At 63.2% G+C, this 12,277-nt stretch carries 11 protein-coding genes and 2 pseudogenes; 6 read left to right on the top strand and 7 right to left on the bottom strand.

The window, feature by feature from the left end:
* Window positions 1-91: 91 nt before the first annotated feature.
* The gene (locus Q8M85_RS23360; protein WP_371135224.1) at window positions 92-448 is read left to right on the top strand and encodes an HNH endonuclease; all 357 of its coding nucleotides are present in this window, start codon (window positions 92-94) and stop codon (window positions 446-448) included.
* On the opposite strand, the gene Q8M85_RS09010 is transcribed toward Q8M85_RS23360, so the two are convergent.
* From Q8M85_RS09010 to Q8M85_RS08995, 5 genes and pseudogenes are all read right to left on the bottom strand, one after another.
* Window positions 344-1,450 (bottom strand): hypothetical protein, encoded by a 1,107-nt coding sequence (locus Q8M85_RS09010; RefSeq protein WP_305543213.1) that lies wholly within the window; start codon window positions 1,448-1,450, stop codon window positions 344-346. The genes Q8M85_RS23360 and Q8M85_RS09010 overlap by 105 nt on opposite strands.
* Window positions 1,451-1,483: 33 nt before the next feature.
* Window positions 1,484-1,630, bottom strand: a pseudogene (locus Q8M85_RS23355) (DUF6538 domain-containing protein); the annotation flags it as partial.
* Window positions 1,631-2,009: 379 nt separating this feature from the next.
* A complete protein-coding gene (gene proX, locus Q8M85_RS09005; RefSeq protein ID WP_305543211.1) occupies window positions 2,010-2,990 on the bottom strand; it encodes a glycine betaine/L-proline ABC transporter substrate-binding protein ProX in 981 nt (326 codons plus the stop codon).
* A 23-nt stretch (window positions 2,991-3,013) separates the two neighbouring features.
* Window positions 3,014-3,952, bottom strand: coding sequence for a proline/glycine betaine ABC transporter permease (locus tag Q8M85_RS09000; protein ID WP_305543209.1), 939 nt, complete (start codon window positions 3,950-3,952; stop codon window positions 3,014-3,016).
* A complete protein-coding gene (locus tag Q8M85_RS08995; RefSeq protein WP_305543207.1) occupies window positions 3,952-5,028 on the bottom strand; it encodes a glycine betaine/L-proline ABC transporter ATP-binding protein in 1,077 nt (358 codons plus the stop codon). The genes Q8M85_RS09000 and Q8M85_RS08995 overlap by 1 nt, the downstream gene beginning before the upstream one ends.
* Window positions 5,029-5,164: 136 nt before the next feature.
* Between Q8M85_RS08995 and Q8M85_RS08990 the strand changes: the two genes are divergently transcribed.
* Genes Q8M85_RS08990 through Q8M85_RS08970 form a run of 5 tightly spaced genes read left to right on the top strand, consistent with a single transcriptional unit; the run spans window position 5,165 to window position 10,390 of the window.
* Window positions 5,165-5,887 (top strand): GntR family transcriptional regulator, encoded by a 723-nt coding sequence (locus tag Q8M85_RS08990; protein WP_305543205.1) that lies wholly within the window; start codon window positions 5,165-5,167, stop codon window positions 5,885-5,887.
* Complete coding sequence (locus Q8M85_RS08985) at window positions 5,884-6,786, top strand: dihydrodipicolinate synthase family protein (protein ID WP_305543203.1); 903 nt, start codon at window positions 5,884-5,886, stop codon at window positions 6,784-6,786. The genes Q8M85_RS08990 and Q8M85_RS08985 overlap by 4 nt, the downstream gene beginning before the upstream one ends.
* Before the next feature lie 4 nt (window positions 6,787-6,790).
* The gene (locus Q8M85_RS08980; protein ID WP_305543201.1) at window positions 6,791-8,284 is read left to right on the top strand and encodes an aldehyde dehydrogenase; all 1,494 of its coding nucleotides are present in this window, start codon (window positions 6,791-6,793) and stop codon (window positions 8,282-8,284) included.
* 1 nt (window position 8,285) lies between these two features.
* The gene (locus Q8M85_RS08975; protein ID WP_305543199.1) at window positions 8,286-9,053 is read left to right on the top strand and encodes an NAD(P)-binding domain-containing protein; all 768 of its coding nucleotides are present in this window, start codon (window positions 8,286-8,288) and stop codon (window positions 9,051-9,053) included.
* Window positions 9,050-10,390, top strand: a complete 1,341-nt coding sequence (locus tag Q8M85_RS08970; protein ID WP_305543197.1) for an FAD-binding oxidoreductase — start codon at window positions 9,050-9,052, stop codon at window positions 10,388-10,390. The genes Q8M85_RS08975 and Q8M85_RS08970 overlap by 4 nt, the downstream gene beginning before the upstream one ends.
* 260 nt (window positions 10,391-10,650) lie before the next feature.
* Here Q8M85_RS08970 and Q8M85_RS08965 read toward each other — a convergent pair whose 3' ends face one another.
* Together Q8M85_RS08965 and Q8M85_RS08960 are read right to left on the bottom strand one after the other, a co-directional pair.
* Window positions 10,651-11,757 (bottom strand): mandelate racemase/muconate lactonizing enzyme family protein, encoded by a 1,107-nt coding sequence (locus Q8M85_RS08965; protein ID WP_305543195.1) that lies wholly within the window; start codon window positions 11,755-11,757, stop codon window positions 10,651-10,653.
* 49 nt (window positions 11,758-11,806) lie between these two features.
* A pseudogene (locus Q8M85_RS08960) lies at window positions 11,807-12,139 on the bottom strand (trimethylamine methyltransferase family protein); the annotation flags it as partial.
* Between the last annotated feature and the right edge of the window lie 138 nt (window positions 12,140-12,277).

The following is a 12,277-nucleotide window of genomic DNA, read 5'->3' as shown; positions in this document are numbered from 1 at the left end:
CCCCAGGTCTTGTCCGAACATATTTGATCGATCCCAGACTACGGCAGAAACAACTCCGACTAAGTGTAATCAACACCGCCGGAGATGACCAATGCTCACCCAGAAGCGACTGCACGATATCCTGCATTGCGATCCCCAGACCGGGATCTTCAGGTGGCGGACCGGAAAGCGCAAAGGCCAGGTCGCAGGCACTCGACACAACGAGCGCGGCGACCTGAAGGTCTCGATCGACAATCGGCGCTATCTGCTTCACCGGCTTGCATGGCTGTGGATGACAGGCGCGACGCCCAGATGGGACATCATGCACCGGAACGCCGATCAAAGTGATAACAGCTGGGGCAACCTAGTTGAAGGAAACCTTCCGGCGCGACGCGCGATGAAACAGGGGGCCGACACCTGCCTCCGCTACAAACTCTGGAAACCCCAGATCGACGACCTGACGATGTAACGGAACATCGCGATACTCTCCGGTCTTCACCGATCCAGCATCGGGCGTGATCCTGATGATCCACCGATCACCGTCCTGCCGGACGTCCTCCTGTCGCAGCTGCGTGATCTCCACGACTCGGGCTCCGGTGAATGCGAGGAGGAGCGGCACCCAGCGCCTGGCGGCGGTGATGTGCTTGCTCTCCTGAGTCGACGCGGTCTTGGCGGCTGGAGGCTGATGGCTTAGCGAGGCAGTCAGCAGCGCTACGGCTTCATCCGTCGTATATCCACGCTCGCGAGTCTGCCGCTTCTTTGGTGTTTCCTGCTTCACCAGTGTGGCTTCGTTGGTTGCGAGACGGTCATTCCCATGAGCCCACGCAAGGATCGCCCGCATGCAGGCCAGATAGACGTCAGCGATTATGCGCGGGGAAAGGCCTGAGCTCAGCAGATGATCTCGCCAGTCGAGGAGCCTCCTTTTCGTGACCTTTCGCGCGTCTTTGTGGCCGAGGAACTTGGTGAGCGATGTGACAACCCGCTTCCAGTTCGCACCGCCATCTAGGTGTTTTCCCAGTGCCTGGCGCGAGGCGATGTAGTCTGCGAACAGTGTCTCGATCGAGACCGGCGGAAGGGCAGGCTCGGGCATGTTCGCGTTGACAAGGAGGGGGTGAGCGGGCTGGCCGCTGTAGTCCCCGTCGTCCCGCTCTGCGGCTCTTGCCAAGGCTTCGTATTCTGCTGTGCACAGAGCGCGAGCAATCTGGCGCCATTCTGGTGACCCAAAAGAAGCGTCGTGATTTCCGGCACTCTGGTAACGCTTGACGGCAAGACCTACCAACTGCTGAAGGTCCTCATCTGCAAGCTGCCCGGCAATGCCCTGTTTGAGCCGCGCCACGTGACGGTCATCGAAACCGACAGCAGCGTAGCGCTCGTCGCCACGGAGCTGTTCGTCGAAGGATAGCCGGTGCTGGTAGTGGCTGAGTGCAATCTGCTCCACCGTCAGAGGGAACTGGCATCGTGTGGCAGTCACGGCCCCGACCTGTGCAGCCTGACGCCGGGCAGCAGATATGTCGGCCTGAAATTTTGCGACTGCACCGTGGTGCAAGCGCTCAGCCGCCTTCCTTTCGGACCCCAGCGACTCCTGTAGCTGTGTCTTGCCGATGAACGGTTGCAGCTCTTTTGGGACTGCGATCCGGGTGTAGAAATGCCCGTTCTGTTCCTGAAATAGCGTAGACGCCCGGCCATCTCACCCTCATTCTGGCATCGATTCTGGCACCAAAAATGGCATCAAGGCCTTGAGATCAATGGTTTTCTTTGTGATCAAAGGGATAGGATGGTGCTGCAAGAGAGGATTGAATTCTGCTGTAGTGTATATATTTCATATACTTAGGGGTAAGATTGTAACGTTGTGACGAACCCGTTTTTGTAACCCGGCAGAGCTTAGAAGGTTCACGGCGACCGGATCTGCGAGCTTGGGTCTCGACTTGCGCAACAGAAGGAAGAAGCTGAAGTGCGTGGGTTCTCTCATGGCTTCCTCTAAACGCAGTTTGGGCCGCCCCGAAAGGCGGCCCCGGGTTAGGTCAGCACTTTCACTTCGCCGCGTCGGCAGCAGCTGCCACCCAGCCGTCGAATTCTGCCTGGTGCGCCGCGATCCAGTCGGCCACGTGCTTGTCGATGTCTTCCGACGAAGCCGCTCCGTCCGACATCAGCTTGTTTTGAGCCGAGATGTCGTTGATGTCGATCTTGACGGACTCGAGGATTTTCGCCGCCGCCGGGTTTTCTGCCAGGAACTTGTCGGTCGCCAGGATATACATGTTGTCGACCGCGAAGCCCAGGTTCTTGCCGTTGAACGTGGTTTCAGCCACCACGCCGTCGGGCAGCGAAGTGTAGGGCACGTCCAGCCATTCGACATCCTTGCCGGGGACCAAGGCGCCCGAAACCCAGTAGGGCGTCCACGTGAAGTAGAGGATCGGGTTGCCAGTTTCCTTGCGGGCAATGGTGTCGGCCATCAGCGCGTTGTATTCGCCCTGGTTGTGGGTGACAGTGTCGCGCAGACCATATTCGTCCATGTGGTGCTCGATGATGCGCTCGCAGCCCCAGCCCGGCACGCAACCGGCCAAGTCGGCCTTACCATCGCCGTCGCCGTCAAACTTCGCCGCAATCGCCGGATCCTTGAAGTCGCCAAGGTTCTTCACGCCGGCATCATAGCTGGCCTTGTCCACCAGGTAGCCCTGGACCATACCTTCGATGAACGGGCCGACCTTCTGCAGCACCTCTTCGCCGCCCGATTCCGTGAAGAAGGCAGCGTGCAGGAGGTCCCAGTGCGCGGTGTAGAAGTCCGCGTCGCCGGTGCCGACCGCCAGGTGGGCTGTCTGGATTTCAACCTGCTGCGGCTCGATGGTGTAGCCGAGCTGTTCCAGACCCTTGTAGATCACGCGGGCCTGGAACAGCTCTTCGGCGATTGGGCTGGCGACCGGGCGGACGGTGACGCCCTCGCCGGGTTTATCCTGGGCAAAGGCCGGCAGAGCCAGAACCAGCGCCATGGCGGTGCCAAGAGTGTAGTGTTTCATAGGGTTTACCTCCGGTTGGTTTCTCAGTTCGTTCTTCCGATCAGGCGGGCGATCACGCCCACCGGACCCGTTTGCCACCAGGGCAGGTGGCCACGTTCACGGCCCGAACGGCCCAGACCCTGCGTGATCCGGTCCAGCACGATGGCCAGCATCACGATCCCCAGGCCCCCTACGATGGCTTTGCCGGCATCCAGCCGCCCCATCGCCCGCAGCACTTCGTTCCCCAATCCTTTCACCGCGATCATCGAGGCGATGACCACCATCGACAGCGACAGCATGATGGTCTGGTTCAACCCGGCCAGGATCGTTGGCGTCGCCAGCGGCAGTTCGACCTTGCGCAGGATCTGCCCCGGCGAGGCGCCAAACGCCCGCGCAGCCTCCACGACCGAGGGGTTCACCCCACGGATGCCAAGCGAGGTCAGACGGACGAGCGGCGGCAGCGCAAAGATGATCGTCACCACCACGCCCGAGACGTTGCCGATCCCGATCAGCATTACGACCGGCACCAGGTAGACGAAGGCCGGGATTGTCTGCATCGTGTCCAGCACCGGGCGGATCACCGATTCAAACCGGTCACTCTTTCCGGCAAGTATCCCCAGCGGCAGCCCGATGGCCGCGCAAGCGATGACCGAGGCCGTCACAATGGCCAGTGTCGTCATCGCCAGCCCCCAGGCGTCGGGCGACAGGAGCCCCAGGATCACCAGACAGCACGCCACCACGATGGCCACCCTGCGCCCCGCCGCCTGCCAGGCGATCAGCACCAGGATCGCCAGCATGACCAGCGGTGGAACGGCCTGAAGGGCGGCTTCGACCTTGATGATCAACGATTCCAGAAAGCGCTTGGTCGGCTGGATAAGGTCACGGTTCGAGATCGCCCATTGCTTGATCCCGTCCGCGCGTTCACCAATCGACAGGTCGATCGAGGCAAAGGGATTCAGCCAGTCAAAGGTCTTGTCGGCCATCAGGCTGCCCTCCCTTCCGCGTCAACTCGCCCTTGGATGCCGCGCAAAAGCGCGCGTTTCGTCACGACGCCGACGGTCTGGCCTCCGGCCACGATTAGGATCGGGTGGTCAGTCCCAACGGCCAGATCGACCAGCTCGTTCAGCTTGTCGCCAGGCTTGCCTACCGGCCATGCGGCGGTGTCTTGCGGACCGTTGGCCTGCACATAGGCCGCGAAGGGCTGCATGATCCGCGCTGCCGTCACCAGGTCCAGCTTCGAGATTCCGGCCACGAACTCGGCCACGTAGTCGTCCGCCGGGTTGGTCACGATTTCCTCCGGCGTGCCGATCTGCACCAGCACCCCGTCCTTCATGATCGCGATGCGGTCGCCGATGCGGATCGCTTCGTCCAAGTCATGCGTGATGAACACCGTGGTCTTGTGCAGCTCTGCCGACAGTTCCATGAAAGTGCCCTGCAACTGCCGCCGGATCAGGGGGTCCAGCGCCGAGAAGGGTTCGTCCATCAGCAGGATCGTCGGGTCCGCCGCCAGCGCCCGGGCCAAGCCCACGCGCTGCTGCATCCCGCCCGACAGCTCGTCAGGGTATTTCGCGTCCCAGCCGGTCAGGTCGACCATGTCGATGGCGCGCGACGCGACCTTGGCGCGCTCTGCTTCCGTCTTGCCCCTAACTTCAAGCGAAAACGCTACGTTGTCGCGCACCGTCCGGTGCGGCATCAGCGCCATCGACTGGAACACCATCCCGATCTTCTCGGCCCGCAGACGGCGCAGCGCCTGGGCGTTCATCGCGTTGACGTTCTCGCCCTCGATATAGACGGCACCGGAGGTTGGCTCGATGAGCCGATTGATGTGACGGATCAGCGTCGATTTGCCGGATCCGGACAGACCCATGATGCAGAAGATCTCACCACGACCGACGGTGAAGCTAGCATCCTGCACCCCGACCACGCAGTCGAACTGCTGGCGGATGTCCGTCTTCGACAGGCCTTTGGACAGAACGGCTTCCATCGCCTGACGCGACTTGTCGCCAAAGATCTTCCAGATGCCTTCGCAGCGGATCACGTCCTCGCGTGTTTCGGCCATGTAGATTCTCTCCCCACGTTTCCGCACTACAATCATAAAAGTTTAATGTAGACAATATGTATTTTATCCGACTACACAGAAGGCAAGCTACCTGATTCACGAAGTAGACAAGCTTCGATCAGGCAGGAGAGACCCCTTGGACACCGACACGCGCAGCAAGAAGACCCAGTGCATCGAGGACCTGCGGCGCAAGGTTCTGACCGAGGTATTGGAGCCGGGAGTCTACCTGGACGAAACGGAACTTGCGGACATCTATGGAATTTCCCGGCCTCCCCTGCGCGAGGTGCTGCGCCAGCTGGCCGGCGAGGGCTACGTCGTTCTGCATGAGAACCGGGGCGCCCAGGTCGCTCCCATGACGCACAAGACGCTGCGCAACTTCTTCGTGGCGGCCCCGATGATCTACGCGGCCACCACCCGGCTGGCGGCGGAGCATGCGACCCCGGCGCAGGTCGTGAAGCTGAAGGAATGCCAATGGGCCTTCCGTCAGGCGATCAAGTCCGGTGACGCGGCCGAGCGCGCGCTTGGTAACGAGCGCTTCCATTCCATCATCGGAGAGATGGCCGACAACGAGTTCTTGATGCCCAGCTTGCGCCGTCTGCTGATCGACCACACCCGCATCGGCATGACCTTCTACAACCCGCGCAAGCTGCACCTCGCCCCGCAGCGCGAGCTTGCCGCCGACCAGCACGACGAGTTCATCGCCCTGATCGAAACCGGAGATGCCGACGCCGCCGCCGACCTCGCCGTCGCGCATTGGGAGCTGTCGCGCGCCCAGATCGAAAGCTTCGTCACCCCCGAAAGCATCAACATCCCCCTCGGCCGCGCGCCCGGGGCAGCCGAAACCCGAGGAGCCTCATGAAATTCGAAGGCATCTACACCCCTGCCATCACGCCGCACCGTGAGGATGGGTCCATCGACCGCGACGCCTTCGTCGCGCAGCTTGAATACCTGATCGCTGCGGGCGTTCACGGCATCATCAACGGCGGCTCGACCGGCGAATACTATGCCCAGTCGATGGAAGAGCGGCTGGAAATGGCCACCCTAGCGCGTGAGGTGACGAAGGGCGGCACGCACCTGATGCTCGGCACCGTGGCGATCCGGCTGGAGGACAGCCAAACGATGGCCGAACACGCCGCGAAGATCGGGGCAGATTCGATCCTCGTCGGCTCGCCGCCCTATTCGGTCCCGACCGAACAGGAGAACGCGCTGAACGCCCTGGCCATCGACCGGGCGGCTGACCTGCCGATCATGCTTTACAACTACCCCGGCCGCATGGGCATCAACATGGGCGAGACGTTCCTCGACCGCGTCGGCCGCTCCGCCAACTTCTGCGCCATCAAGGAATCCTCGGGCGACATCAACCGCGTCCACCTTCTGGCCCGCGACTACCCGCATATCCAGATGTCCTGCGGTATGGATGACCAGGCGCTGGAGTTCTTCGCCTGGGGTGCACGCTCCTGGGTCTGCGGCGGCTCGAACTTCCTGCCCGCAGAGCACCTTGCGCTCTACCAAGCCTGCGCCGTTGAGGGCAACTTCGACAAGGGCCGCCGGATCATGTCGGCGCTGATGCCCTTGATGCGGGTCCTCGAACAGGGCGGCAAGTTCATCCAGTGCATCAAGCACGGCTGCGAGATGATGGGCCAGTATGCCGGCCCCTCGCGCCCGCCGCTGAAAGGCCTGAACAAGGACGACAAGCGCCAGCTGGAACAGACCGTGCGCGTCCTGAAGACCACCATCGCCCAGATCGTCGCGGAGTAAGCCGATGTCCCTTCTGACCACCGAAGACTACAAGGCCATCGCCGCCGGTCTGACCTTCCCGACGCAAGCCTTCATCGACGGCCACTTCCGCCCGGCCATCAGCGACAAGACCTTCGACACGATCAACTCTGCCACCGGCCAGAGCCTCGCCAAGGTCGCCGCCTGCGGGCCCGAGGATGTGGACCTGGCCGTCGCCAAGGCCCGTGACGCCTTCGAGGATGGCCGCTGGTCCCGCCTGCACCCCCGCGACCGCAAGGAAGCCCTGATCAAGCTGGCCAAGCTGGTCAAACGCAACGCGCGGGAACTGGCGGTGCTGGAATCGCTCGACAGCGGCAAGACCATCTACGACTGCGAACAGGTCGACGTCCCCGAAACGATCAACACCCTCACCTGGCACGCAGAACTGATCGACAAGATATACGATCAGGTCGCCCCGGCCTCCGACAACCACATCGCCATGATCGTCCGCGAGCCCGTGGGCGTCGTCGGCCTGGTGCTGCCCTGGAACTTCCCGCTCCTCATGCTCGCCTGGAAGATCGGCCCTGCCCTTGCCGCTGGCTGCTCGGTGATCGTGAAGCCGGCCGAGGAGACCCCGCTCACCACGCTGCGCATGGCCGAACTGGCGATGGAGGCAGGCATCCCGCCGGGCGTCTTCAACGTCGTCCCCGGCACCGGCCCCGACGTGGGCGAACCCATCGGTCGCCACATGGACATCGACGCCGTCTCCTTCACCGGCTCGACCGAAACCGGCCGCCGCTTCCTGCGCTATGCCGCCGAGTCCAACCTCAAGGAAGTCACGCTGGAGATGGGCGGCAAGAACCCCGCCGTGGTCCTTGACGATGCTGAAAACCTGGACCGCGTCGCGGCCCATATCGTCAACGGCGCCTTCTGGAACATGGGCGAGAACTGCTCGGCCGCCTCGCGCCTGATCGTGCAGAAGGGCGTGAAAGACGCGCTCCTGAAACGCATCGTCGCCCATGCCCGCGAATGGCCGATGGGCGACCCGTTGGATCCCAAGAACCGGGTCGGCGCGCTGGTCTCAAAGGCGCATTACGACAATGTCTGCTCCTACCTGGAGAAAGGCCCCAAGGTCATCCTCGGCGGGAAAGCTGAAAAAGGCTTCGTCGAACCGACGATCCTCGACGTCTCCCGTGACAGCAAACAGGCCCGCGAGGAAATCTTCGGTCCCGTCCTCTCGGTCCTCACGGTGGAAACCTTCGACGAAGCCATCGCGCTGGCCAATGACACCGAATACGGCCTTGCCGCCAGCATCTTCACGGCCAACGTCAAACGCGCGATCCGTGGCGCCCGCGCCCTGCGTGCCGGGACCGTCACCGTAAACTCCTTCGGCGAAGGCGACATCTCCACCCCCTTCGGCGGCTTCAAGCACTCGGGCTTCGGGGGCCGCGACAACGGCATCCACGCGCACGACCAGTATACCCAGCTGAAAACCATCTGGGTCGACCTGGCCGACGATGCGGACGAAGCCGTCGACTGACATGCGCGTCGGCTTTCTCGGCACGGGTGAAATCACCGCCGCAATGGTGCGGGGCCTCAAGGGCCAGGGTCACGGGATCCTGGTCTCACCCCGCAATGCCACCACGGCCGCGATGCTTGCCGCCGAAGTGCCGGAAGTCACCATCGCCCCCAACGATGCAGTAGTAGCGAACTCTGACGTGGTCTTCCTCTGCCTCTTGGCAAGCGTCGCCTTCGACGTCCTGCCCGGCCTTCCGTTCCGCACTGACCACACCATCCTCTCGGTGATGGTCGACGCCCCACTGGCAAAGCTGCAAAAGCTCTGCGCCCCGGCCACCGACATCGCGATCGCCATCCCCCTACCGCCCGTTGCAAACGGCGGCTGCCCGCTGCCGGTCTACCCGGACAATTCCACCTTGCATGCGCTTTTCGGTGCCCGGAACCTGATCCTACCCCAACCCTCCGAAATCGCACTGAACGCCCACCTTGGTGCCTCCGCCCTTTGCTCGCCGATCCTCGACCAGCTGCTTGCCGGGACAGACTGGCTGGCTGGCTTCACTCACGACCCCGCCCAGGCCGAGACCTACATAACCGCCATGATCCGCAGTTACCTGCCTGCCACGGCCCGGGGCGGAGAGCTGGTCGAAGCGCTGAAGAACCTGTCCACCGAGGGTGGCCTGAACGCTACCTTGCGCGTGGCGATGGCACCAGCGAGGACCGACCTGCGCAGGGGCCTTGATGCGTTCCAGACCCGCCTTGCGCTCAAGGCCAGTAACGAGGGACAGACATGACTCAGTTCACCGCCCGGCGCACGCCGGTGCACAAGGGCCCCGCCGCCTGGTCCACGATCCTGCCGGGGCAACCAGCACCTGTTCCGCTCCCGGGAGACCAGATCGTCGATGTCGCGATCATAGGCGGGGGCTTCGCAGGTCTTGCCGCCGCGCGCCGCTTCCGCCAGCTGGACCCGACGCTGAAGATCGCCGTGCTGGAAGCCTCCTGCCTTGCCGAGGGCGCATCGGGTCGCAACTCGGGCTTCATGATCGACCTACCACATGAGCTGACCTCGGACGACTATGCCGGTCACGGCGATGACCGCGGCATGATTGCGCTGAACCGCCACGCCATCGCCTTTGCACAGGGCGCGGTGGACGACTACGGCATCACGCCCGACTACTTCGATCCGGTCGGCAAGGTAAATGGCGCAGCTTCCGAAACGGCGGACGCGCTGAACCGCAGCTACGCCGACCACCTTACCAGCCTCGGCGAACCCAACCAACGGCTCGACGCGCAAGGGATGCGGGACCTCACCGGCAGCAGCCACTACGTCTCGGGGCTCTACACGCCCGGCACGGTGATGCTGCAACCCGCAGGCTTCGTCCGGGGCTTCAGTGAGGGGCTGCGGGCCTCGGGCGTCGGCATCTGGGAGCAGACCCCCGTCACCGCCTTCGCCCGCGCTGGCAGCGGCTGGACCCTGACCACCACCAAGGGCCGGGTCACGGCAGGCAAGGTGATCCTCGCGAACAACGGCCACCTCGAAAGCTTCGGCTTCGCCCAGAACCGGCTGATGCACGTCTTCCTTTATGCCTCGATGACAGTTGACCTGCCAGCCGATGCGCTGAAGGCGCTTGGGGGCCAGCCGCGCTGGGGCGTCACACCCTCTGATCCGATGGGCACCACCATGCGCCGGATCGACACGGCCCTTGGCGGCAACCGCATCGTCACCCGGACCTGCGCCAGCTTCCTGCCGGGGATGGAAGCGTCAAAGGCCGATTTGCGCCGCACCGCTGCCGTCCACCGCCAGAAGTTCGCCGACCGTTTCCCCGCGCTTGCCGGAGTAAAACAGGAACACACCTGGGCCGGGCACCTCTGCCTAACTCGCAACGGCGTCTCCATCGCCAGCGAACTGGAACCGGGCCTTTTCGCTGCCACCGTGTGCAACGGCCTTGGCACGGCACGATCAACCCTGACCGGCATCGCCGCCGCCGAGCTGGCAATAGGCCTCAGCACCGAGACCACGCGTCATTTCGCGGCCGAGGCCCAGCCCACCAAACTGCCGCCAAAGCCCTTCTCGACCATCGGCGCGAACGCCTTCCTGCGCTTCAAGGAGTGGAGGGCAGGGGCCGAATAGGGGAACCGAAATGCGGTCGGCTACAGGGCGGCAGTCGTGCCGACGCTGTCGGCAATAAGCTGGATCTACGGCTTCAACACTCTGGTTCTGAACGCAGAAGATCCCCAGCCAAACGGCTACACGATAGGCGATATCTGGGCGTAGGGTGGGCGATATCGCCCACCTTACCACCGCGCTGCATACCTTTCCAAAACCCTATCACGAGCAAGCAAGTCTATGAACTTGCTTGGGAACGCCGGATTGTCCACCGTGGACAAGGTTCACCCGAACGAGGCCAGAGGCTGCCCGAAGATCCCCTCGTCCGGCACCACACCCAGCCCCGGCCCCTCGGGCAGTTTGATGTGACCACCCTCGATCTTCACGCCGTTCCGGCTGTCGTAGTGTCCGTCGATGTAGGGTTCGGCCAGCCAAGCCCCTTCCATCAGCTTCGGCTGGACCGTTGCTCCGACATGGGTGCAGGCCGCCGCAATGATGTCCCCGCCCCAGCTGTCGTCGCAGGTGTGCGGAAGGTTCCGCGCCGCGCAGATGTCGCGGAAGACCCGCATCGGCTGCAGACCCCCGATCCGCGTGACCTTCATCCCGAACCCGTCGACCAGACCCGTCCCCACCGCCGAGATCACGGTGTTCAATGAGACCCCATTTTCATCCATGTAGATGCCATGCCGGACCTGCGGCCGGATCTTCTGCAGATCCTCGACCGTGTTGCAGGGCTGCTCCATGATGAAGGGAATCTCGGGGCATTCCCGCGAGAGGGTCAGCGCGTCGCGGGTCGTCAGGCTGCGGTTGCCGTCAACCGCCATCCGGACACCCGTGCCACGGATCACCTCCCAGACCTTGCGGACGGTTTCAACGTCCACCTCCACCGGGCGGCCACCGACCTTGATCTGCAGACGGGGATAGCCTTCTGCCGCCTTCTCGGCCGCAAGTCGGGCGGTTTCGTCGGGCGTGTCGACAATGGTGGAATAGTAGGACGGCACCCGGTCCACCAGCGCGCCCCCCAGCAGGGTTGCCACCGACACGCCAAGTGCCCGTCCCATCAGGTCATGCGCAGCGATATCGATGGCGGCCTTGGCGTAGTTGTGGCCGGTCAACAGCGAGTCCATCCGCTGATGCAACAGCAGCGGAGCGACGTCACAGCCGATCAGCCCCTGAGCCATTGACAGCAGCGCTGCCTGCGCGCCACCGACATGCATCTCGGCATAGGTCGCGCCAACCGGGCAGGTCTCGCCCCAACCGACATGTCCCGTGTTCGAGACAAGCTTTACGAGGGTGCTCGGAAGGGTCCAGACCTCGGACATGGCCATCCGGTAAGGTCCGTTTTTCACCGGCAGGTCGTGGGCGTAGATGTGGAGTTCGGTGATCTTCATGGTTGCGTCCAAAAAGAAGGCCGCCCGAAGGCGGCCAGTCCAGGGAGTCTCAGTATTCGGTGTTCAGCTCATCGACTGCGGGGATCTCGCGCTCTCGCCGCGCGATGTAGTCACGCAGGGCCTCATCCACGCCCTCGTCCAGTTTCGGCTCTTCGTAGTCGCTGAGCAGCTGCTTCGCCCGGTCCAGCGCGCGTTGAGTGATCTCGACCGAACCTTCGGCTTGCCACTGTTCGATCGAGTTGTTGTCGAAGAGCTTCGGCATGAAGAAGGCGCGTTCGAAGTTCTCCAGCGTGTGCGGATGGCCAAGGTAGTGCCCGCCGGGACCCACATCCCGGACCGCCTGCATGGCTTCGTCGAAGTCGTCCCAGCGCGGACCTTCTGAGCTACTCCCCGATCCTTGGACAGTTTTTCGGGTTGTTTAAGCTACAGCCTGCACCTGCTGATCGGCTTCGATGGTGTTGAAGTAGACCACGGCGGGAGGTTGACCGCCATGGGCAGTATGTGGGCGTTGGTGGTTGTA

It is taken from the genome of Tabrizicola sp. (genome assembly GCF_030694085.1).
GTDB lineage: Bacteria > Pseudomonadota > Alphaproteobacteria > Rhodobacterales > Rhodobacteraceae > Tabrizicola.
This window is presented reverse-complemented; position numbering and strand designations above follow the sequence as displayed.